The organism is Brevibacterium oceani (genome assembly GCF_013623835.1).
Classification (GTDB): domain Bacteria; phylum Actinomycetota; class Actinomycetes; order Actinomycetales; family Brevibacteriaceae; genus Brevibacterium; species Brevibacterium oceani.
Genome location: NZ_JABKDE010000007.1, coordinates 43073 through 64406 on the forward strand (window position 1 = coordinate 43073; position 21334 = coordinate 64406).

Annotated in this window: 20 protein-coding genes and 1 tRNA gene; 12 read left to right on the plus strand and 9 right to left on the minus strand. The window is 65.8% G+C overall.

Annotation, left to right across the window (positions count from 1 at the left end; genetic code table 11):
* Positions 1 to 272 precede the first annotated feature (272 nt).
* From HK401_RS15150 to HK401_RS15170, 5 genes are all read left to right on the plus strand, one after another.
* Positions 273 to 761 (plus strand): FtsB family cell division protein, encoded by a 489-nt coding sequence (locus tag HK401_RS15150; RefSeq protein ID WP_181275499.1) that lies wholly within the window; start codon positions 273 to 275, stop codon positions 759 to 761.
* A complete protein-coding gene (locus tag HK401_RS15155; RefSeq protein ID WP_181275500.1) occupies positions 761 to 1324 on the plus strand; it encodes a DUF501 domain-containing protein in 564 nt (187 codons plus the stop codon). The genes HK401_RS15150 and HK401_RS15155 overlap by 1 nt, the downstream gene beginning before the upstream one ends.
* Positions 1325 to 1333: 9 nt before the next feature.
* Positions 1334 to 2278 (plus strand): Ppx/GppA phosphatase family protein, encoded by a 945-nt coding sequence (locus HK401_RS15160; RefSeq protein WP_181275501.1) that lies wholly within the window; start codon positions 1334 to 1336, stop codon positions 2276 to 2278.
* Positions 2275 to 3519: a S8 family peptidase gene (locus tag HK401_RS15165; protein WP_181275502.1), complete on the plus strand. Its 1245-nt coding sequence runs from the start codon at positions 2275 to 2277 to the stop codon at positions 3517 to 3519. Before HK401_RS15160 ends, HK401_RS15165 begins: the two co-directional genes overlap by 4 nt.
* A gap of 93 nt (positions 3520 to 3612) precedes the next feature.
* The gene (locus tag HK401_RS15170) at positions 3613 to 4995 is read left to right on the plus strand and encodes an NAD(P)/FAD-dependent oxidoreductase (protein ID WP_181275503.1); all 1383 of its coding nucleotides are present in this window, start codon (positions 3613 to 3615) and stop codon (positions 4993 to 4995) included.
* Between the two features lie 95 nt (positions 4996 to 5090).
* On the opposite strand, the gene HK401_RS15175 is transcribed toward HK401_RS15170, so the two are convergent.
* Positions 5091 to 5696, minus strand: a complete 606-nt coding sequence (locus tag HK401_RS15175; RefSeq protein ID WP_181275504.1) for an NAD(P)-dependent oxidoreductase — start codon at positions 5694 to 5696, stop codon at positions 5091 to 5093.
* Positions 5697 to 5808: 112 nt separating this feature from the next.
* Between HK401_RS15175 and HK401_RS15180 the strand changes: the two genes are divergently transcribed.
* Positions 5809 to 6204 (plus strand): winged helix-turn-helix transcriptional regulator, encoded by a 396-nt coding sequence (locus HK401_RS15180; RefSeq protein ID WP_181275505.1) that lies wholly within the window; start codon positions 5809 to 5811, stop codon positions 6202 to 6204.
* On the opposite strand, the gene HK401_RS15185 is transcribed toward HK401_RS15180, so the two are convergent.
* Positions 6185 to 6634: a hypothetical protein gene (locus HK401_RS15185; RefSeq protein WP_181275506.1), complete on the minus strand. Its 450-nt coding sequence runs from the start codon at positions 6632 to 6634 to the stop codon at positions 6185 to 6187. The genes HK401_RS15180 and HK401_RS15185 overlap by 20 nt on opposite strands.
* A gap of 72 nt (positions 6635 to 6706) precedes the next feature.
* On the opposite strand from HK401_RS15185, the gene bioB reads away from it, so the two are divergent.
* Entirely contained in the window at positions 6707 to 7927 is a 1221-nt protein-coding gene (gene bioB, locus HK401_RS15190) for a biotin synthase BioB (protein WP_181275507.1), read from the plus strand.
* Positions 7928 to 7990: 63 nt separating this feature from the next.
* Here the strand turns inward: bioB and HK401_RS15195 are convergent.
* Positions 7991 to 8067, minus strand: a tRNA-Leu gene (locus HK401_RS15195).
* Positions 8068 to 8157: 90 nt separating this feature from the next.
* Between HK401_RS15195 and HK401_RS15200 the strand changes: the two genes are divergently transcribed.
* Both HK401_RS15200 and ppk2 read left to right on the plus strand, forming a co-directional pair.
* Positions 8158 to 9468 (plus strand): MFS transporter, encoded by a 1311-nt coding sequence (locus tag HK401_RS15200; protein ID WP_181275508.1) that lies wholly within the window; start codon positions 8158 to 8160, stop codon positions 9466 to 9468.
* A 67-nt stretch (positions 9469 to 9535) separates the two neighbouring features.
* Positions 9536 to 10438, plus strand: a complete 903-nt coding sequence (gene ppk2 / locus HK401_RS15205) for a polyphosphate kinase 2 (RefSeq protein WP_181275509.1) — start codon at positions 9536 to 9538, stop codon at positions 10436 to 10438.
* 251 nt (positions 10439 to 10689) lie between these two features.
* On the opposite strand, the gene HK401_RS15210 is transcribed toward ppk2, so the two are convergent.
* The 5 genes from HK401_RS15210 to HK401_RS15230 all read right to left on the minus strand — a co-directional run bounded on the left by HK401_RS15210 (position 10690) and on the right by HK401_RS15230 (position 14218).
* On the minus strand, positions 10690 to 11850 hold the full coding sequence (locus HK401_RS15210; RefSeq protein ID WP_309136014.1) for a TIGR01906 family membrane protein: 1161 nt from the start codon (positions 11848 to 11850) through the stop codon (positions 10690 to 10692).
* A gap of 163 nt (positions 11851 to 12013) precedes the next feature.
* Complete coding sequence (locus tag HK401_RS15215) at positions 12014 to 12940, minus strand: AEC family transporter (protein ID WP_181275510.1); 927 nt, start codon at positions 12938 to 12940, stop codon at positions 12014 to 12016.
* Positions 12941 to 13012: 72 nt separating this feature from the next.
* A complete protein-coding gene (locus HK401_RS15220; protein ID WP_258234256.1) occupies positions 13013 to 13330 on the minus strand; it encodes a hypothetical protein in 318 nt (105 codons plus the stop codon).
* Positions 13331 to 13421: 91 nt separating this feature from the next.
* Positions 13422 to 13799: a DUF202 domain-containing protein gene (locus tag HK401_RS15225; protein ID WP_181275512.1), complete on the minus strand. Its 378-nt coding sequence runs from the start codon at positions 13797 to 13799 to the stop codon at positions 13422 to 13424.
* Positions 13796 to 14218, minus strand: coding sequence for a YidH family protein (locus tag HK401_RS15230; RefSeq protein WP_181275684.1), 423 nt, complete (start codon positions 14216 to 14218; stop codon positions 13796 to 13798). Before HK401_RS15230 ends, HK401_RS15225 begins: the two co-directional genes overlap by 4 nt.
* 190 nt (positions 14219 to 14408) lie before the next feature.
* Here HK401_RS15230 and HK401_RS15235 point away from each other — a divergent pair, with 190 nt between their 5' ends.
* From HK401_RS15235 to hrpA, 3 genes are all read left to right on the plus strand, one after another.
* Entirely contained in the window at positions 14409 to 15725 is a 1317-nt protein-coding gene (locus HK401_RS15235) for an Nramp family divalent metal transporter (protein ID WP_210605039.1), read from the plus strand.
* A 61-nt stretch (positions 15726 to 15786) separates the two neighbouring features.
* Entirely contained in the window at positions 15787 to 16380 is a 594-nt protein-coding gene (locus HK401_RS15240; RefSeq protein WP_181275513.1) for a DinB family protein, read from the plus strand.
* 72 nt (positions 16381 to 16452) lie between these two features.
* The gene (hrpA, locus tag HK401_RS15245) at positions 16453 to 20718 is read left to right on the plus strand and encodes an ATP-dependent RNA helicase HrpA (protein WP_181275514.1); all 4266 of its coding nucleotides are present in this window, start codon (positions 16453 to 16455) and stop codon (positions 20716 to 20718) included.
* A 66-nt stretch (positions 20719 to 20784) separates the two neighbouring features.
* Here the strand turns inward: hrpA and HK401_RS15250 are convergent, their stop codons facing one another.
* Positions 20785 to 21156, minus strand: a complete 372-nt coding sequence (locus HK401_RS15250) for an Asp23/Gls24 family envelope stress response protein (protein WP_181275515.1) — start codon at positions 21154 to 21156, stop codon at positions 20785 to 20787.
* Positions 21157 to 21334 lie beyond the last annotated feature (178 nt).

The following is a 21334-nucleotide window of genomic DNA, read 5'->3' on the forward strand; positions in this document are numbered from 1 at the left end:
GTTGGAACGGAGCGATTTCTCGCTAACGGTGATGGATGCATGGGGGATTGTAAGAGATGTGGTTGGCGCGTGGGAGTGCCGCTCCCGGTGCGTGATGGTGCCGGGTCGGGCTCGGAATGCGCTGTGAGGTGCGGGAGGGTACCTGTACCGACCGCCGCGCGAACACGCGAACACGCCATGGGTTCGAAATCCTGGCGCTGGGAATGCCGACACGGCAGACTTGGATATGTTGCGACACGCTTCCCCGATCCCCAGTCGCAGAGGAAAGAAGCATGGTCCCGAGCAAGCCCAGAAGAAGTGCCCCGAAATCGGCTCCTGGCAAAGCCTCCCCTCGTCGACGCCCGAGACCCGTGGTCGAAGCCGATGAGTCCGCCGAGGTCCGCGGCCGTCGGATGTCCTGGCGCACCGGAATGTTTCTCCTCGTCATCGCCATCGTCCTCTTCGCCTTCCTTTCGCCGCTCAACTCCGCACTCAAGCAGGCCCAGCAGATCGCAGCCTTGAACAACGAGATCGAGACCACGAAATCCGAGGTCAAGAGCCTCGAGCAGAAGAACGAGAATCTCAAGGATCCGGACTACATCAAACGCAAGGCCCGGGCGGATCAGTACTACGTGGAGAAGGGCAAGAACGCGGTCATTGTGACCAACCAGGAAGCCGTCGACGAGGATTCGAAGTCCGATGAGCCGGTTCGCAAGCAAGCCTGGTACCTTGAATTGCTGGAGTCGATTCAAGAGGTCGGCAATACCGTGGAGAAGAACTGATGATCACAGAATGCACCGAGGCGGATTTCGCGACCCTGCAGGGTCAGCTCGGACGCATTCCCCGCGGCGTCGTCGGCATCGCCGCCCGCAGCGCCGCCGGTGAGCCGCTCGTCGTCGCCACCGCCCCACGTCTCGAGGACGGCACCCCGTTCCCGACGACCTTCTACCTCACCCACCCCGCCTACGTCGCCGAATGCTCGCGTCTGGAGGCCTCGGGCATCATGGCCGAATGGACGACCGAAGTCGGCGAAGACGAGGACCTCGCAAGCGACTATGCCGCCGCCCACCGGGCCTACCTCGACGTCCGCTCCGAGATCGGCGCCGCAGCCGGCCTCGCCGAGGTGGTCGAGATCAAGGACTACTCCGCCGGTGGGATGCCCACCCGGGTCAAATGTCTGCACGCACTCGTCGGGCACTCGCTCGCCGCTGGGCCCGGGGTCAACCCGATCGGCGACCGAGCACTGTCGTATATGGACGACGTCCCTCCCGTCGCCGAGGCGGACGCTCCGAATCCTGCGAACGTTCCCATCCCCGATGCCCCCACCGCCGAACCGACTGACTAGGATCCGACCATGCGCGTTGCTGCCTTCGACTGCGGGACGAACTCCCTGCGCCTGCTCATCGCTGATGTCGTCGATGGAACACTCACCGACCTCCGTCGCGAGACCCGCATCGTCCGCCTCGGCCAAGGCGTCGACGCGACGGGTCAGTTCGCGCCCGAGGCCCTCGAGCGCACCTTCGCCGTAGCGAGGGAATTCGCCGAGGTGGCCGCGGAGTACCAGCCGGAGAAGCTGAGATTCGTCGCGACCTCTGCCAGCCGCGACGTGAAGAACCGCGATGAGTTCTTCGCCGGCATCTTCGAGATCCTCGGCATCGTCCCCGACGTCATCACGGGCGACGAAGAGGCGCGCCTGTCCTTCCTCGGCGCCACCGCGAACCTGTCCGACGCCGAAGCACCCTTCGTGGTCATGGACCTCGGCGGCGGTTCGACCGAACTCGTCCTCGGCACCGACGATGTCGACGCCGCAGTGAGTATGGACATCGGATCCGTGCGCCTGACCGAGCGGCACATGCCTGTCGAAACCCCTGACGACACCCAGATCCGGGCCGCTCTGACCGACATCGACGCCCAGCTCGACCAGGCGGCACAGATCGTCGACTTCTCCGCTCCACGCACCTTCATCGGTGTCGCCGGCACCGTCACCACCATCACCGCAGGCATCCTCGGACTCGAGAGCTACCAGCGCGAACGCATCCACGGCGCCCGCATCAGCGTGGCCGACATCGCCGGCGAATCGCGCAGGCTGCTGGCCATGGACCGCAGCACGCGGGCGGGACTTCCGTACATGCACCCGGGCCGCGTCGATGTCATCGGAGCCGGCTCCCTGCTCTTCTCCCGCATCGTCGAACGCTTCGAGACGGCAGTGACCGGGGCGGGCGGTCAGCTGGACATCCGCACCTCGGAGACCGACATCCTCGACGGAACTGCGCTCGACCTTGCGCTGACGAGCTCGTGAGAGCCGCCGGCCGACTCGCCGCGGTCACAGTGCTCATCCTCGGCCTGATCGTCGGCACCACACAGCCGGTCATCGCGGCCCCGAAGGCCGGACCCGGGCAGTGGTTCATCAAAGACTACGGCATCGACAAGGCGTGGAAGACCTCGACCGGCAAGGGCGTGAAGGTCGCCGTCATCGACTCCGGGGTCAACACCGACCACGAGGACCTCGACGGTGTGGTGACCAAGGCCAAGGACTTCAGCGGTCTCGGAAAGGACGGCACGACGCCGATCGGCGGATCGACGACGATCCACCACGGGACCGCCGTCGCCGGAGTCATCGCCGGGCAGGGCACGGGAGCAGGACCGACAGGTGTCGCCCCCGATGCGCAGATCCTCTCCGCATCGATGTGGTTGGGCCCGGACCGGCCGAAGGAATCCGGGTCGACCCGGGAGCAGGCCGACAAGGCCATGCGCTGGGCCGTCGACTCCGGAGCGAAGGTCATCAACATGTCTTTGGGCTGGGACGACCCGGGCTGGCCGGAGAGCTGGGACAAATCGTTCGAGTACGCCTATAAGAAGGACGTGCTCGTCGTCGCCTGCGTCGGCAACGCCTCACAGGGTGCGACCCAGGCATGGTCGCCGTCGACGGTTCCCGGCGTCATCGGCGTGGGCGGACTGGACAAGAACGGCAAGGTGCTCGACGACTCCACGGCACCGGGCACGGCTGTTGACCTCATGGGCCCGGCCAAGGACATTCCGATCCCCTATTACAGCGGCGGATACGCCGAAGGGCAGGGCTGCTCCTTCGCCTCGCCGATCGTCTCCGGAGTCGCCGCACTGATTCGGGCCGACAATCCGAAACTCAGCGCCGATGAGGTTCGGGCGAAGCTGCAGTCGAGCGCGAAACCCGTCTCCGGCCACAAGGGTGTGACCAAGAAGGATAAGCCCGATCCGATCGTCGGGTGGGGCCGGCTCGACCCGAACGCCGCGTTCAGAGCCAAGGCACCAGGCAACGCGCCCTCGGCCGAGAAAGAGCTCGAGGACTGGGTGAAGATGCATCGGCGCGGTGATGCGAAGACCGAAGAGACGGAGACAGCGTCACCGGATGAGACCGAGGGGCCGAAAGCCGTGGCGCCGACCGATATCGCTGCCACCCAGTCGACGCCTGTTCTCGGATTCGCCGCCCTCGGCGTCGGTGCGCTGATCGCGCTCGGCCTCATCGTGGCCTCGATCATCGCCTTCGCTCGCCGTCGGCGCTGATGGGAGGGGAGCGCCAACCGCTCTCATCTGCGGAGTTCGAATCCTGCGAGAAAACAATTAGTGAAAGTTTTCACAAGGGTCTAGCATGGGCATATGGCACTCATCAGAAATTCGAAACTGCGTCCACGAATCCTCGTCGTCGGTGGGGGCTCCGTCGGTCTCCTCGCCGCTCAGAATCTGCTGAAGAACCTCGGACGGGGCGAAGCCACCGTCACCGTGGTCGATCCCAATCCGTACATGACCTACCTGCCGTTCCTCCCCGAGGTGGCGGCCGGTTCGATCGAGCCCCGTCACGCCGTTGTGCCGCTGCGTCGCAACCTGCCGGGTGCCGAGGTCATCACCGCGAAGGTCACCTCGATCAACCATGCCGAGAAGTTCGCCACCATTGAGCCTGAGAACGATGAGGCCTTCGAGCTCGACTACGATCACATCATCCTCGCCTCAGGTTCGGTCGCTCGCGCGCTGCCGATTCCGGGCCTGAAGGAGAACGCGATTGCGCTGAAGCGCATCGAGGAAGCCGTCGCGCTGCGCGACCACCTCCTCTCCCGCCTCGCCGACGCCGCGCTCATGGAAGACGACGAAGAGCGCCGCAAGGCCCTGACCTTCGTGTTCGTCGGCGGCGGCTTCGCCGGCATCGAGCTGCTCACCGAGCTCGAGGACATGGTCCGTTCGGCTGTTGCCCAGTACGAGACCCTGACCGAGGCCGACGTCCGCTTCGTCCTCGTCGAGGCCCTCGGCCGGGTCATGCCCGAGGTCGGCGAGGCTCAGGCCCGCTGGGTCGTCGAGCACATGCGCGAACGCGGCATCGACGTCTACCTCGAGACCTTCCTCCAGGACTGCACCGACAAGCACATCAAGCTCTCGAACGGCGAAGAGTTCGACGCCGACACGATCGTGTGGTCCGCCGGTGTCAAGGCCAACCCGATGCTCATCGACTCCGATCTGCCGATCAACGAACGCGGCAACGTCACCGTCCGCGCGGATCTGCGCGTCGAGGGCGATGACGGAGTCGTCGAGGGCGCATGGGCGGCCGGCGACAACGCTGCGGTTCCCGACCTCTCCGGCGGCGGTGTGGCGGGCTTCTGCGTGCCCAACGCTCAGCACGCTGTGCGTCAGGCTCCGGTACTGGCCGCCAACGTCCTCGCCGCTCTGCGGGGAGAGACCGAGTTCAAGCAGTACTTCCACAAGACGATCGGTACGGTTGCCGGTCTCGGACTGTACAAGGGTGTTTCGCAGATGGGCGACTTCGAGGCTCGCGGGATCCTCGCTTGGCTCATGCACCGCGCCTACCACGGCTACGCCATTCCGACCGTTGATCGCAAGGTTCGGGTCTTCGGCAACTGGTTCCTCAGCGCCGTCCTCGGCCGCGATGCCATGCCGCTGGCCGATCTCGATGTTCCGCGCAAGAACTTCGTTGAGGCCGCGAACTCGAAGTCGGCCCCGAAGAAGGAAGCCAAGGAAGCTGCCAAGGCCTGATCTCGGGCCGCCGGCCTTGACCGGCTACCGGGCCTGATGAGGCGAAAGCGCCGGGGATGCATTCAAGCATCCCCGGCGCTTCTCATTCTCTGCGCTCAGTTCGCAACGGTGAAACGGGTGTCGATGTGCTTCGGGTCGACGATCTCATCGACCATGGCCACGGCGAAGTCCTCAGCCGAGATCGCGTCACCGGCCGGAACCTCGAGCTCTGACTTGTACGATCCGGTGCGCTCACCTGGGGCGATCTCCGGGGCGGGGGAGATGAGCGTCCACGGTGACCAGTTTCCGGCGCGCAGCAGCTCGAGAGCCCGTGTGCCGGTCTCCGACTCGGCCTTGTACATGGCAGGGAAGCCCTCGGTGTCCTTGAGCATGGTGTCGCCGACCCACAGCGATCCGGCTCCGCCGACGACGAAGATGCGCGTGTCACCGCTGTTCGCGGCCAGAGTCTTCAGCGCATCGAGCCATTCCTGATGATCGCTGCCCGTGCGGCTGGGACCGGTGGTGGAGACGACGATGTCATGCTCGGCGGCGATGGTGGCATCGAAGTCCGCATCGGCCATGTCGCCCTTGAGACTGCGGGCGGCACCGGGCACGTCGCCGCCCGAGCGCGTGATGGCGGTGACCTCGAGGCCGCGGCCGGCCGCCTCGGCGGTGACGCGGGAGCCGATCATTCCGGATGCTCCGAAGAGTGCGATCTTCATGGTGTGTTCCTTTCTGCAGACGCCGCGGTGACGGCGCGAAGGTGGCGTCTCCTGTGCTGACATCATGACACTATCGTTCGGAAACCGAGTACCTCAAAGATACTATTGAAGTATGAACGTCAGAGTTTCCTGGGAAGGCGACGCCTTCGATCCGGAGTGCCCCACTCGCGTCATCCTCGACCGAGTCGGTGACAAATGGACGGTGCTCATCATCGAGATCCTCGATGACGGCCCGAAGCGGTTCGGCGAGATCCGGCAGGCGATCGGCGGCATCACCCCGAAGGTGCTCACTTCGACACTGCGGTCGCTCGTTGCCGACGGCCTGGTGACCAGGCAGTCCTACGGTGAGGTGCCTCCGCGTGTGGAGTATTCGCTGACGGAGCTCGGTCGCTCGCTCCAGGCCCCAGTGGCCGCTCTGCGACGGTGGGCCGAGCTCAACGTCGCCGAGGTGATCGACAACCGCGATCGCCAGGCCGGACTCGAACCCGTCAAGCCCGGCTCCCGCTGACGAGTTCTCCGAGCGCCGTGACGAACTCTCGCAGTCGACCGGCGACTCGGTAGACCCGCGGCGAACCTGAATGGACCCAATTGTTCGTGATGATCGAGGCGCTGCCGCCGTTCGTCGCACGCTTGAACTCGCTGACGTCGAGCGTCGCAAGGTGATCTTCGACGAGGCGGCGCCGCAGTTCCGGTCCCATCAGCACCCAATGATCGGCGGCCTCGAAGTCGATGTCCGTCCAGTCCGTGCTCGCCTCGCGGTAGGCGAGGGGGCGGTAGGGTGCGCAGGTGCATTCCCTGAGCGACGGTCCCCCGGAGCCGGCGGCAGCGCTTCCGACGTCGAAGAGTACGGCCGGTCCGGTCGCCTCGGCGACGCGCGGGTCATCAACCCCGTCGACGAACTGTGGGCGGTCGCCGACGGTGAGCAGTACGGAGGTCATCACACTATTCTGCCTCCTCGCGCGGGGAGATGTGATCTTGCACTCTCCTGAACAGTGTTCAATAATGACAACATGGATAGCTGCCAAACACTCGCCGAGCGCGTGCTCGGCGGCGCTCCGGCCACTGCCTCCGACGCTCACGCGATCCTGTCCTCGCCCGATGAGGACTTGCTCGACCTCGTGGCGGCAGCCTCCCGGCTGCGCCGCGAGCACTTCGGCAATCGCGTCAAGGTCAACTACCTCGTCAACCTCAAATCCGGACTGTGTCCAGAGGACTGCGGCCACTGCTCGCAGCGCTTGGGTTCGGACACCGGCATCCTCAAGTACTCGTGGCTGCCGAAGGATGAGGCGAAGCGGCAGGCGGAATTCGGTCTGGCAGGAGGTGCTTCGCGGGTCTGCCTCGTCGCATCCGGTCGCGGTCCTTCGAACCGGGACGTCGAACGCGTCTCGGGCATGGTTGAGGAGATCAAGTCATCCACTCCCGACGTCGAGGTCTGCGCGTGCCTCGGATTCCTCAAGGATGGTCAGGCACAGCGTCTCAAGGACGCCGGTGTCGACGCGTACAACCACAACCTCAACACCGCTGAATCGCTCTACCCCGACATCTGTTCGACCCACACATTCGCCGATCGCGTCGACACCGTCGACAAGGCACGTGGCGCCGGGCTCTCTCCGTGTTCGGGGCTCATCGTGGGAATGGGAGAGACGAATGAGCGGATCATCGAGGCGATCGAAGCGCTCAGGGCCGTCGACTCCGATTCGATCCCTGTCAACTTCTTCATTCCCTTCGACGGCACCCCGCTCGAGGGCACCTGGACGCTGACGCCGCAGCACTGCATGCGGATACTGTGTGCCGTGCGTTTCCTCTGCCCCGACCGCGAGGTGCGCATCGCCGGCGGTCGGGAGCTGCAACTGCGATCGCTGCAGCCGATGTCGCTGCATGTGGCCAATTCGCTCTTCCTCGGCGACTATCTGACCTCGGAGGGGCAGGCCGCCGAGGAGGACCTCGACATGATCGTCGACGGCGGCTTCGAGATCGTCGGGGCAGAGAGTGCCGAACGGCTGCGCAATGAGCTGAAGTCCCATCGGGCGGCGCATCAGGCCGCCTTCGCCGAGGCGACACCCAGTGAAGCGAAGAGTGGCGGAGCGCCCGCTGGGGCAGCGAAGACTATGAGTACGCTGCCCTGTGGCAAACCTCTGCCGACGGCCGGTCACGAAGCCGGCGACTCCGGAGTGACGATTCCGACCATCCGTCGCCGCGGTGCCGGCACGGAGCTCACGCCCAATGCGTGATTGCGCCTGAATGTCGACGTCGGATTCTCGCGAGCACTCTGCCGCGGATGGACCGGATCTCTCTGGTCCCCCCAGTGGGACTCGAACCCACACTGAATCGATTTTAAGTCGACTGCCTCTGCCGATTGGGCTATAGGGGGAATGCTCAGAACACACTGTATAGCCAAACGTCCGAACCCGCGATCTGAGACGTTCGGCCGCCGTCAGTGACCCGGCGGTAGCCTCGACCCATGACGAGAAACCGACCGAGCCCACAAGCCTGGATCATCCTCGTCATCGGTGTCCTCACCCAGATGGCGGCGACCATTGCGATCGCCGGTCCCGCATTCCTCATCCCGTATATGCACACCGACCTCGGGTTCACCCTCACCCAGGCTGGCACCGTCGCCGCCGCCCCGAGCTTCGGTCTCATCCTCACCCTCATCGCCTGGGGTGCCTTCGCCGACCGCTACGGTGAACGGCTGGCGATGACTCTGGGCATCGCACTGACCGCCGTGTTCTCGGCTGCCGCCGTCCTCGTCGTCGACTCACCGATCTGGATGGTCATCGTCATCGCCGCCTCCGGTGCGGCCGCCGCCTCGGTGAATTCCGCGAGCGGCCGCGTCGTCATGGGCTGGTTCCCACGCCACCGCAGAGGGCTGGCCATGGGCATCCGGCAGATGTCCCAACCCCTGGGCACGAGCATCGCCGCCGTCACGATCCCACCGATCGCCGCGGCCGGGGGATTCCCCGCCTACCTCTGGTACGTTGCCGCCGTCTCCGGGGCACTCACGCTCATCTGCTTCGCCCTCGTCCGCAACCCTCCGCCCTCGGTTCCCACCCGCACCGAGGTAGCCGACCCCGACGGCGCCACCGACGTCCTCGATACGTCCCTCCCCGAACCTGCAGCGGACGTGAACGGATCCGCTCGACCGGGCACAACCTCGGCGGGGGAGGGGAATCCGAGCCCCACCTCGGCGGTCAATCCCTACCGCAGCGATTCCTTCCTGTGGCGCATCCACGGGGTCTCGGCACTGCTGGTCATCCCGCAGTTCGCGTTCTCCACCTACGGCCTCATCTGGCTCATCGCGAATCAGGGCATCCACGCCGGCACCGCCGGAGCGATCGTCGCCGCCGCACAGATCGTCGGTGCGATCGGGCGCATGGTCGTCGGCGGTCTCTCGGATCGGACGAGCTCGCGGGTGGGCCTCATGCGGGTGGTCGCGATCGCGGCGGTCGTCAGCGTCGTCGCCATCGCCGTTCTCTCGCTCACCGAGCTGCCGGTCGTCGCGGCGATCGTGTTCATCCTCGCCTCGGCGGTGTCGGTCGCCGACAACGGGCTCGCCTTCGCCTCCGTCGCCGAAGCCGCGGGACCGCGCTGGTCGGGCAAGGCCATGGGAGCGCAGAACACGGGACAGTTCGTCATGTCGGCCCTGCTCGGGCCCGGGTTCGGCGCCCTGGTCACCGTCTTCGGCTACCCGCTGTCCTTCGGGCTCATCGCCCTCGCCCCGCTGCTGAGCATCGGAATCGTTCCGCGCAAGGACGTCGATCGCATAACCTGATATTCACCTCGGCGCGCTAGCGAGCTCGAGGCTCGACTCTGTGCCCATATCGAAAGGTGAGGATCTCGTGAACGATCTGTTCCAAGAGAATCTGCGGGAGTACATCGACAAGCTCCGGCTGGAGGGCTATACCGTTTCTGACAGCCAGACCACGGATCCGCACCTCATCGACCCCATGGGCCGGGCCGTCGAGACCTGGCGTGAAGGGTACCCGTACGACGAGCAGATGGACCGTGAGGAATACGAGATCGAGAAGTACCGTCTGCAGGTCGAGCTGCTGAAGTTCCAGTACTGGGGCCAGGACTCCGGTGCGAAGCACGTCATCGTCTTCGAAGGCCGCGACGCCGCCGGTAAGGGCGGGACGATCAAACGCTTCACCGAACACCTCAACCCGCGTGCCGCCCGCGTCGTGGCGCTGAACAAGCCCTCGGACCGTGAATCCGGCCAGTGGTACTTCCAGCGCTACATCTCCCACCTGCCCACCAGCGGTGAGATCGTCATGTTCGATCGGTCCTGGTACAACCGCGGCAATGTCGAACGCGTCATGGGATTCTGTACTGATGACGAGTACGAGACGTTCATGGAGCAGGCGCCCGTGTTCGAGAAGATGCTCATCGATTCCGGCATCCATGTCACCAAGTTCTGGTTCTCCGTGACCCAGCGTGAACAGCGCACCCGGTTCGCGATCCGCCAGATCGACCCGGTGCGGCGGTGGAAGCTCTCACCCATGGACCTCGAATCGCTCGACCGATGGGATGACTACACGCAGGCGAAGGAGGCGACCTTCCGCCGCACGGACACCGACCATGCTCCGTGGATCACGATCAAGAGCAACGACAAGAAGCGCGCGCGGCTCAACGCGATGCGCTACTTCCTCAACCAGTTCGACTACGAGGACAAAGACACCTCGGTCGTCTACGAGGCCGATCCGCTGCTCGTGCGCCGCGGCCGGGACGCCGTCGACGACTGAAAGTCACGTCTCCGGGGCGACTCCGGGCCGGATTGGGATCGGAATCGGCCCGGGACGGCGGGCGACCGGAATACTTTGGTCGATCCACCGTGTTTTCCTCGACCAGAACACCGCGGATCGACCAGGAAATCTGAGGTGGTGTCAGCGACAGCCGTCGAGACAGAATTTCGGCCGGGTGGAAGGGGAAAGACCACCCGGCCGGAACCGTGGAGCGGGGCTCTCACCCGCAGCGCACTATTGGCGGACGCGGCTTAAGCGTCGGCGGCTTCCTTGCGTGCCTTCCGCGCCGCGCGGCGCTTCTTGTGGCCGGCGAAGCTGAAGCAGAAGAGGACGATGGCCACCAGGACGAACAATCCGCCTCCGGCGATGCCGGCATCGACCCAGAACTGGGGTGGGAACAGCCGGATGAGCGAATCATCGGCGTAGAACTCCCAGGTCCCGTCCTTGAAGAAGACCTTGTGGAACCCGCGGAAGAAGCTCTCCCAGCCGAGTACGGCGACGACGGCGACAGCGGCCATGAAGATGACGCTGAAGATCGAACCGAGGCGGACTCCGGCGTGGATGCCCGAGCCGCCCTTGCGGCACATGTAGAGACCGAAGAGGACGGATCCGATGAGGCCGATGAGCGCGACGAGGTAGAGCAGCGAGATGAGCCCCTTGACGTCGGCCATATGGCTGAGCTCGTCGGAGATGAAGATCGGTTCGCCGTTGGGCATGACGATGTCGGCGAGGTAGCGCCGCGAATCGAAGTTGTGCAGATAGTCGATGACATAGGTCCCGTAGTGCTCCCGGTCGGCCTCTCCGAAGCCGAACTGGTCGGCGGGGAATCCGGGTCGGAAGTACTCGAACTTGAGGAAGATCCCGGAGGCGACGAAGCGCACGGCCAGTGCGAGCAGGACGAAGGGGGTGGCGAGCATGATCCAGATCGTGCCGATGACGTCGAGGACGCTGCGCCGACGTTCCGGGACCTCGGGTTCACGAGAATCGGTCGAGGTCGCCGCCTTCGACACAGCAGCCCAATCGGCCTCGCTCATCACCGCTGTCCGTGCGTTCGCGGGCACCTCCCGGGTGGCCCCGGTCGAGGTCGATGCGGACGCCGTCGACACCGAATCTCCAGCCTCCGACGAGGAGGATCGGTCAGCACCGCGTGTACTCGAGGACTGAGCGTTCGGATTCGACGAATGCGCGGGAGCCACCCTCACCGGGCCCGTCTGGGGCTTGGCGTCAGCGGAATGCTTGGGGGCATCCTCGGCGATGGGATCCGTGATCGGATCGAACGCCTCGGTGTCGGTCGAGGGATCGTTCGCCGCCTCCAGAGAGGTCGACGACTGCTTTTCGGCAGCACTGGCCGACCCTGAACTCATCCGCCTGCTCAGGAGGTCTTCGGTCTCGTTCTTCTCGTCTCTGGACACATCCCCATTGTCAGCGACCACAGGGTCCGAGCCCGGGAGGACACGCCACGGCGGACGATTTCGGGCACACCCGCGCCGAGGTGGGGCCGAGACGATCGGTCGAGCGCGGTTCGCGTCGGGGCGGGGGTGGTTGCGGTTCGGCCCAGGAGGGCAGACCAGAGGGTCAGCCCAGGAGGGCTGCGATGACGACGAGCGCGGGCACCGCGAGGACCGTGGTGATGAACACCGCGTCTCGCATGAGCGCCTCGGACTGGCGGTACTGCATCGAGTAGATGTAGACGTTCTGGGCTGTCGGCAGAGCCGAGGTGACGACGATGGCGAAGAGGTCGATGCCGCCGTAGCCGAGCATCGGCCCGCCGATGGCCCAGGCGATGACCGGCTGGAGGACGAGCTTGCCGCCCGCGATGTAGCCCAGCTGGGACCGGGTGCCCTTGACCGGCAGCGCCCACCCGTCCTTGAGTGAGATGCCGAAGGCGAGGAGGGCACCGGGGACCGCGGTGGCACCGATCATGTCGATGGGTTCGAAGACGAAGCGGGGCAGTTCGAAGCCGGTCGCCGAGGCGGCCACGCCGGCCGCGGCTCCGAGGACGATGGGGTTCTTGAGCACTTGGAGGACCGCGGAGTACCAGTGCGAGTCGTGCTGTTTCTTCCCGGCTCCGTCGAGGACGGCCATCCCGATCGGGGCGAGCACGAGGAGTTGGAAGAGCAGCACGGGGGCGACGTAGCCGATGTCGTGGAGGACGTAGGCGGCGATCGGGATGCCGAGGTTGCCGATGTTGACGTAGCTGGTCGCCCACGCGGAGAACATGGCCTCACCGGTGCTGCGCTTGCGGATCCAGCGGGTGAGGACGAAGAGGAGGAGGCCGACGATGGCCGCGGATCCGCCGGTGGCGAAGAGCGCGGTGTTGAAGATCAGCCCGAGATCGGTGTCGGCGACGGTGACGTAGAGCAGGGTCGGAGTGCCCGCATAGAAGACGAGCTTCGCGATGACCTGCTGGCCGTGGGGGCCGAGCACGCCGGAGCGACCGAGGATGAAGCCGACGAGGATGACCCCGGCGATGACGGCGAAACCTTCGAACACGGCGAGCATGGGTGGGTCGATCCTCGCTTTCTGGAGCAGTCGTGTTCTGAGTCAGGCGTGCCGCCGGTGACGGTCGGTAAGTCAGTCCGCCTCGGCGGCGTCGGAGACGAGATAGGACGCGGCGACGCTGACCGCGCTGACGGCGAACACCGCGGGCCAGGCGCCGATCTTCTTCGCCAGGGGATGCGAGGCTCCGAAGCCGCCGAGGTAGGTCAGACCGAGACCGACAGCGGCAGGCCAGCCTCGCTTGGCGTACCAGGAGCGGGCTGCATAGCCGCCGGCGGCGGCGAGGACGACGCCGCCGAGGGGGCGGATGCCGGTCTCGCGGGCGGTGAGGAATCCGCCGATGAGGCCGATGGCGACGAGCGGGGCGGTGGCGACTTCGTGAGCATCCTTCATGCGCTCAAGTCTATGCATGAGGGTTCGCGGTCCGGACGGCGGTCTCACAACAAGGAACGCCGATTCGGCATCGCGGCCCTCACATCGGCCCTCAGGTCAGCGAGATCTTGATGACCGAGGCGATGCTGATGACCGCGATGAGACACACCGAGGCGGTGAGGAAGGCGACGGCCCACGGGCTCGGTCGGCCGCGTTCGGCCTGGATCGAGTCCGCCCCCAACCGGTATCGCCTGACCTGCATCGACAGTGCGGCGATCGCGAGGCCCATGCACACGACGAAGACGCCGACCGACCAGCCTTCGAAGACGTTGATGAATCGCATGAAGACGAGGCTGACGACGGTCATCGTCAGTGCCGTACGCAGCCATGACTGAGTGGTGCGCTCGGGCTGCAGACCCGGATCGGGGTGCGGCTGCGGTCGAGTTCGGCGCGGCCCGGGCAGGCGCGGCCGGGGGAGGCGGGGAGTCATCGCAGCAGACCGGCGAACACGAGCACGAGCAGCCCCGCGCCCAGCGCCGAGGCGAGGCTGACGATGGGAATGATGAGCGGCAGCGGCAGCGAGGTCTTGCGCCGCATCGCCGATTCGATGCGATGCCAGCGGACTGCGGCCCCGGAAGCGAGGATGAAGCCGATGACCATGAGCACGATCGACAGAGTCGCACGCAGACCGGTCGAGAAGATCTCCGAGGTGAAGGCTTCGACGGCGATGCCGCCGCCGATGAAGGCCAGGGCCGTGCGGATCCAGGACAGGAAGGTCCGCTCATTGGCCAGGGTGAAGCGCGGGTCCGGGTCCTCGCCGTCGGGGAAGACACTGCGGGCGATTCTGCTGCGGGTATCTTCGGCGGAATTGTCGTCACTCACCCTTCGAGGATAGCCCCAGACGGCCATCGCCGGGTGGGGAAGTCCGCACACGGCAGCGATGACGAGACGATGACGTCCGTGGCGCACCGGTCCTGTCGACTACGATGGTGGTGGACACACGGAGACCGCTGCGCCGCCGATGCCCGAGGAGATCCTATGGAGGGTCACCGACCGCCCGGTGAAGTCGTATGCGACCGAACACGAAGGCGGTAATGGAATGAGCGAGCAGTCGAGCGGCAGCGGATCCCGCGACGGAGCGGATCCGCAGACCGTATCCGGAATCGAGGAGGCCTCGGGGCCGGCCAAATGGAAGGTCATCGGTCCCGGACTCGTCGTCGCAGCCACCGGCGTCGGCGCCGCCGATATGGTCGCCACCCTCGTGGCCGGCAGCCAGTTCGGCTATGGCCTGCTGTGGGCAGTCATCGTCGGTGTCATCCTCAAGATCGTCCTCGTCGAAGGAGCCGGCCGATTCAGCCTCGCAACCGGGAAGACGATCTTCGAAGGCTGGAGGTCACTGGGCCGGTGGACCACGTGGTACTTCGGTCCCTACATCATCATCTGGGGCTTCGTCTACGGCGCGACAGCCATGAGCTCCGCTGCCCTGCCTCTGGCCGCGCTGTTTCCCGGACTCAACCTCACCGTCTGGTCGGTGCTCATGGGCCTGGCCGGTTTCGCCATGGTGTGGTTCGGCCGCTACGCGATATTCGAGAAGATCACCGCAGCCCTCGTGGGCATCATGTTCATCACCGTCGTCGGGCTTGCGATCATCGCCGCACCGAACGTCCCGGACATGCTCACCGGACTCATCCCGATCATCCCCGAGGGCGGCGTGATCTATACCCTCGCCCTCGCCGGAGGGGTCGGCGGCACCATCACGCTGGCCGCCTACGGGTACTGGCTGCGTGAGAAGGGCTGGCACACCCCGAAGTGGATGCGGGTGATGCGCATCGACAACTCCATGGCGTACGTGATGACCGGCATCTTCGTCATCGCCATGCTCATCGTCGGCGCCGAGGTCGTGCGTGCGGCAGGCGTGTCGATCTCCGCCGAGGACAAGGGACTGCTCGACCTCGCCGAGGTGCTCAAGGCCCGCTACGGCGACGTCGTCGGCATCGGCTTCCTCGTCGGCTTCTGGGCCGCCTCGTTCTCCTCGATCATCGGTGTGTGGAACGGTGTGTCCCTCATGTTCGCCGATTTCTGGGGCCATATGCGCAAGAAGCCCGGCGGACACCCCGACACCCTGACCGGCGGCAAGTACTTCAAGTTCTATGTCCTGTGGCTGACGTTCCCGCCGATGCTGCTGTTCATCCTCGGCAAACCGATCGGCCTCATCCTCGCCTACGGTGTTCTCGGCTCGCTGTTCATGCCGTTCCTGGCCGTGACCCTGCTCGGACTCCTCAACGGCAAGAAGATCCCGAAGGAATGGGCGAACAAACTGCACACGAACATCGCCCTGGCGATCACCGCACTGCTCTTCATCGTCCTCGGCATCCAACAGCTCTACTCCGCGCTCGCCCCGCTCTGGGGCGGATGAGAGGATCATTGCTTCATCCGGTCGTGGCTTCATTCGGTCGTGATTGGGGCAGACTGAGATCATGGACAGCGATGACGCGATGAAGACCGTGCTGCGGAACTCCCTCAAGCGAGCGCGAGAGACGCTGGTATGGAAGCTCGAGGGTCTGAACGAACGTGAACTGAGATGGCCGCGGACACCGACCGGGTTCAACCTCCTCGGCGTGGTCAAACATATGGCCAATGTCGAAATCGGGTACTTCGGCGACACCTTCGACCGGCCCTGGCCGCACCGGGACGAAGTTGTCTCCGATGAGGTCTTCGACACCGATCCGCAGGCCGATTGGTACGCCACCGAGGCGGAGTCCGCTGAGAGCGTTCTCGACCTCTACCGGCGGGTCTGGGGTTTCGCGGATGAGACGTTCGACTCCCTGCCGCTCGACGCACCGGGACAGGTTCCGCATTGGCCGGCCCCGATGAACGCGGTGACTTTGGGGCAGATGATGGTCCATGTCCTCGTCGACCTCACCCGCCACCTCGGGCAGGTCGATGTGGCCCGTGAAGGGATCGATGGGCAGGTCGGGCTGAGCGCGGCCAGCCCGAACATCCCGGAAGGCCAGGATTGGGAAGCCTACTTGGCGATGCTGCGGGAGCTGGCGGAGAAGACCGGCCGGTAGAGAATCCCTCCTCTTCGCCACAGCTCGCTGTCTCCGGATTCGCTTGCGGCTGCGGCTAAGCTGGTGACTGCAATGGCACAGGAGAACTCAGCATCGTCGACACCGCGTCCCGACGCGCATACTGATTCGTCGACTCCGCGGGCGAAGCGATCGCCTCGGCGAAAGAACCAGCGACGGAAGTCCACCGCGGCCCACCACCAGCAGCGACGTGCCCGGCTCAAAGACGCCCGCGCGGCGCATACGGTCGACGTCACCTATCCCGCGGACTTGCCCGTCACCGCCGCGAAGGACGAGATCGCCGAGGCGGTCCGGGACAACCAGGTCGTCATCATCGCCGGTGAGACCGGATCGGGCAAGACCACGCAGCTGCCGAAGATCTGCCTCGAACTCGGCCTCGGCGTCGACGGGCTCATCGGTCACACCCAACCTCGGCGGATCGCCGCACGGACCGTGGCCGAACGCATCGCCGACGAACTCGGCGAGGACCTCGGGAACACCATCGGGTATCAGGTGCGCTTCACCGCGCAGGTCGCCGACTCCACTCGTGTGAAGGTGATGACCGACGGCATCCTGCTCTCCGAGCTCTCCCGAGACAAGCTTCTGCGCGACTACGAAGTCATCATCATCGACGAGGCCCACGAACGCAGCCTCAACATCGACTTCCTCCTCGGCTACCTCAAAGAGGTGCTGTCCCGGCGGCCGGACCTCAAGGTCATCATCACCTCGGCGACGATCGACCCGGAGTCCTTCTCCGCGCACTTCGACGACGCCCCGATCATCTCCGTCGAAGGCCGGACCTACCCCGTCGAGGTCCGCTACCGGCCCCTCGTCGACGAAGACGACGATGATGATGTCGACGGACCCGGCGATTCCGGCAGCTTCGAGACCGGGGTCGAGGAGCAGACCGACGGCATCATCTCAGCCGTCGACGAACTCGCAGCCGAAGAACCCGGAGACATCCTCGTCTTCCTCTCCGGCGAACGCGAGATCCGCGACACCGCCGACGCCCTGACCGACCACCTGCGCAGACGTCCGCGGATGAGCAATTGGGAGGTCGTGCCGCTGTTCGCCAGGCTCTCGGCTGGGGAGCAGCAGAAAGTCTTCCAACCGCATTCGCGACCCCGCATCGTGCTGGCCACGAACGTCGCCGAGACCTCGCTGACGGTGCCCGGCATCAAATACGTCATCGACGTCGGCACCGCCCGCATCTCCCGGTACTCCAACCGCACCCGGGTGCAGAGACTGCCGATCGAACGGATCTCACAGGCGAGCGCCAACCAGCGCAAGGGCCGGTCGGGCCGCACGAGCGAGGGCATCTGCATCCGCCTGTACTCGGAAACCGACTTCGACTCCCGTCCCGAGTTCACCGACCCCGAGATCCTGCGCACCAACCTCGCCAGCGTCATCCTGCAGATGGCCTCGCTCGGGTTCGCCTCGAGCGATGAGGAGATCCTCGACTTCCCGTTCCTCACCCCGCCCGACGCCCGTGCCGTCCGCGACGGACGCACGATGCTCACCGAGCTCGGGGCGCTGACCAGCGACAGCACCGGCAGGATCACCGTCACCGAGATCGGTCGGAAGCTCACCGTGCTGCCGATCGACCCCCGCCTGGCCCGCATGGTCATCGCCGGCGCGGAGGCCGGCTGCGGGGGAGAGGTCATCGTGATCGTGGCAGCCCTGTCCATCCAGGATCCCCGGGAACGTCCAGCGGAATTCCGTGCTGCCGCCGATGAGAAACATGCGCGCTTCACCCACCGCGGCAGCGATTTCCTGTCCTACCTCAACCTGTGGAACTACCTGCAGAGCCTGCAGGCCGATATGGGGTCATCGAAGTACCGGCGCCGCTGCAGAGACGAGTTCCTTAACTTCGTGCGCATCCGCGAATGGCAGGACCTCGTCGGTCAGCTGCGCTCCCTGCTCGGCTCGGCAGGCATCCGCATCGACAGATCGGTCTGGCACCCGGCAGGCAGCGATGAGACAGCTGGGCCCGCCGGCGCGATCCACGGCACCGAGGCGGCCGGCAGCGCCAAGGCTGCCAGGAGCACCGAGGCGGCCGACGGCACCACTCAGACGCAGGGTGGTCGTGGTGCCCAGGCGCAGGGCGGTCCCGGGGCGAAGGGCAAGATCGGCTTCGCCGAACTCAGCGCCGCGAAACGCAGTGCGAAGAAGTCAGCGGTCACCGGTGGCGTCGGAGACGCAGGTAAGCAGGTCGCCGCCGCGAAACTCGACCCGCATGCCGCCGCCATCCACCGCGCCCTGCTCACGGGGCTGCTGACGATGATCGGTTCGAGATCCGAACGTCACAAGGACTACCAGGGAGCCCGCGGCACCCGCTTCGCGATCTTCCCCGGATCCGGCCTGTTCAAGGTCAACCCGGACTTCGTCATGGCCGCCGAACTCGTCGAGACCTCCCGCCTCTGGGCCCGCACCGTCGCCGCGATCGACCCCGACTGGGTCGTCGAAGCCGCAGGCGACCTGGTCACCCGCCAGCATTCCGACCCGCACTGGTCGACGAAAGCCGGAGCGTCGATGGTCTACGAGAAGATCTCCCTCTATGGGGTCACTCTCGTCAGCGACCGCCGCGTCGGCTACGGCACCTTCGACCGGGACGGTGCTCGCGACATGTTCATCCGCAAGGGCCTCATCGAAGGCGACTGGCACGAACGCTTCGGTTTCCTCGACCACAATGCCGCGGTCATCGCGGAGGCCGAGGAACTGGCCTCACGGACACGGAACCGGCGCGTACTCGACCAGGACGATGCCCTCTACGAATTCTTCGCTGAACGGATCCCGGAAGGGGTCACCTCGGCGGCGGATTTCCGGTCCTGGTGGAAGAAGCAGAAGCGACGCGACGCGCACCTGCTCGACCTGACCACCTCGGTGCTGCTCAGCGATGACAGTGAGGAGCTCACCGCCTCGGTCGCCGATGATTTCCCGATGGAATGGGAGCTCGCCGACGGTACGCAGGCGAAGCTGCGGTACTCGTTCGACCCCGGCAGCACCGAGGACGGGGTGACGGTGGAGATCCACGCCGAGGCGGTGCCCGCCGTCGACGTCGACGAGTTCTCCTGGCAGGTGCCCGGGCTGCGGGAAGAGCTCGTCGCCGCCTACATCCGGTCGCTGCCGAAGAACAAACGACGCTACTTCGTCCCTGCCCCCGATGTCGCTCGCGACATCCTGCCCGCGCTCACCCCCTACCAGGGCAGCCTGCCGGAGGTGCTGGCCGCCCACCTGAGCGAACGCGCCGGCGGGGGAGGGCTGAACGATCTGGTGCCGATCACGGTCACCGCCTCGGACTTCGACCGGGACCGGATCCCCGCGCATCTGCGACTGACCTTCCGCGTCGTCGACGGGAAGAAGACCGTCGGGCTCGGCGAGGATCTTGCCACCCTGACCACACCAGCGAAGCCGGAAGTGCGCAAGGCCAGGCAGAAGCAATCATCGTTCGCCCCGAAGACGGGACTCACCGGCTGGGCGTTCGGCAGCCTCGGCGATCCTGATGAGGCTTCGGCCGGGGCCGTCCCCGGGCTTGCCGCCCGTCAGCAGTCGGTCGACCTCGTGGCCTTCGACACCGCCCCCGAAGCGCGGCTGGCTACCCGGGAGGGACTCATCACGCTGCTGGCACTGCAGGCGAATGAGGCGCTGAAGTATCTGCAGGACGGGCTGACGACCGAGGAGAAGCTCATCCTCGCCGGGCACCAGAAGTCCTCCGACGAACTGCTCACCGGCCTCATTCGCGTGGGAATCCGCGGGCTCGTCGACGACAGGCTGGGACCGGCCGAGTCCTCATGGGTGGCCACGGAGGCAGAGTTCGATCAGCTGCGCACGCGCGTCCACGCGCAACTGCCGGTCACCTGCTCGTCACTGCTGCCGTCCCTGGTCAGGGCGCTCAAGGCGGCCACCGAACTCGACAAGCTCGTGTCGAAGGCGTCGTCGCTGGTCATCCTGTCGAACCTCGCCGATGTCCAGGCTTGGCGGGCCTCGCATGTGAGCGCCGAGGCGGTCGCGGCGATGACGCCCGAGATGCTGGCTCAACTGCCGCGCTGGGTTCAGGCCGAGGTTGTGCGCATCGGCGGGATGCAGGATTCGCCGATCCGGGACAAACAGTTCATGGACCGAATCACCGGTGTCAGTGACGATGTGTCCAAGAAGATCGGCAACCGGTTCCCGCCGCTGGCGAAGGCCGAGTGGGCGCAGCTGATCGTGTCACTGCCGCGAGATTGGGTCGAGGTCGTGGCCATGGTCGAGGAGCTGCGGGTGTCACTGTTCGCGAATTCGCTGGGCACCGCTCACCCGGTGTCCGAGAAGCGCATCGCCAAGGTGCTCGCGCAGCTCTGATCTCGGCTGGCTCCGCCGGGCGACGGGTTGTCGGTAGGGGACGCCGCGAACTGTAGGGCGTGCCGCTCAGGCCCCAGGATGGATCAGTTTGTCGGCCAGCGCCCAGAGCGGCAGCGCAGCAGCGACGAGGAAAGCGGCCGCCGCCCACCAGATCCGCCACTTCCACGTGCGACGACGAGAGCCGATGAAGAGGAACGCGATCCAGAAGATCACGAACAAGGCACCGGAGAGGCTGAGCATCACCATCGCGAAGGCTTCCCAGCCCGAGGTACCCAGATCGAAGATGTAACTGGTCACCTGAGCGATCTGCCACGAGAACATGATCGCGAACGCGAGCAGCGGGGCGCCGAGGACCCCGGCCAGGATGAGCGGCAGGGCCTTGAGCCAACGTTCCTTCGGCTCCGAACGGCCGGCGTAATCGACATATTCCTCAGACATCGCCACCAGCATATGGGCCGATTCCGACAGGACGCTGGACGCAATGCCGTCACAGCGATGCTCACTTCGGCCGTTCCGCGATGTACCCATCTCGGCTCGGACAGCGCGGACACCTCGAATGCCGCCTTGTACGGCCCCGAAATCCACTGTGACCGACCGGACAAGGCGGCGGCAGGAG

Coding starts and splice junctions, on each gene's coding strand:
- HK401_RS15150 (WP_181275499.1), top strand. CDS start 273: ATGGTCCCGAGCAAGCCCAGAAGAAGTGCCCCGAAATCGGCTCCTGGC.
- HK401_RS15155 (WP_181275500.1), top strand. CDS start 761: ATGATCACAGAATGCACCGAGGCGGATTTCGCGACCCTGCAGGGTCAG.
- HK401_RS15160 (WP_181275501.1), top strand. CDS start 1,334: ATGCGCGTTGCTGCCTTCGACTGCGGGACGAACTCCCTGCGCCTGCTC.
- HK401_RS15170 (WP_181275503.1), top strand. CDS start 3,613: ATGGCACTCATCAGAAATTCGAAACTGCGTCCACGAATCCTCGTCGTC.
- HK401_RS15175 (WP_181275504.1), bottom strand. CDS start 5,696: ATGAAGATCGCACTCTTCGGAGCATCCGGAATGATCGGCTCCCGCGTC.
- HK401_RS15180 (WP_181275505.1), top strand. CDS start 5,809: ATGAACGTCAGAGTTTCCTGGGAAGGCGACGCCTTCGATCCGGAGTGC.
- HK401_RS15185 (WP_181275506.1), bottom strand. CDS start 6,634: ATGACCTCCGTACTGCTCACCGTCGGCGACCGCCCACAGTTCGTCGAC.
- bioB (WP_181275507.1), top strand. CDS start 6,707: ATGGATAGCTGCCAAACACTCGCCGAGCGCGTGCTCGGCGGCGCTCCG.
- HK401_RS15200 (WP_181275508.1), top strand. CDS start 8,158: ATGACGAGAAACCGACCGAGCCCACAAGCCTGGATCATCCTCGTCATC.
- HK401_RS15215 (WP_181275510.1), bottom strand. CDS start 12,940: ATGCTCGCCGTGTTCGAAGGTTTCGCCGTCATCGCCGGGGTCATCCTC.
- HK401_RS15220 (WP_258234256.1), bottom strand. CDS start 13,330: ATGAAGGATGCTCACGAAGTCGCCACCGCCCCGCTCGTCGCCATCGGC.
- HK401_RS15225 (WP_181275512.1), bottom strand. CDS start 13,799: ATGACTCCCCGCCTCCCCCGGCCGCGCCTGCCCGGGCCGCGCCGAACT.
- HK401_RS15230 (WP_181275684.1), bottom strand. CDS start 14,218: ATGGCCGTCTGGGGCTATCCTCGAAGGGTGAGTGACGACAATTCCGCC.
- HK401_RS15235 (WP_210605039.1), top strand. CDS start 14,409: ATGAGCGAGCAGTCGAGCGGCAGCGGATCCCGCGACGGAGCGGATCCG.
- HK401_RS15240 (WP_181275513.1), top strand. CDS start 15,787: ATGGACAGCGATGACGCGATGAAGACCGTGCTGCGGAACTCCCTCAAG.
- hrpA (WP_181275514.1), top strand. CDS start 16,453: ATGGCACAGGAGAACTCAGCATCGTCGACACCGCGTCCCGACGCGCAT.
- HK401_RS15250 (WP_181275515.1), bottom strand. CDS start 21,156: ATGTCTGAGGAATATGTCGATTACGCCGGCCGTTCGGAGCCGAAGGAA.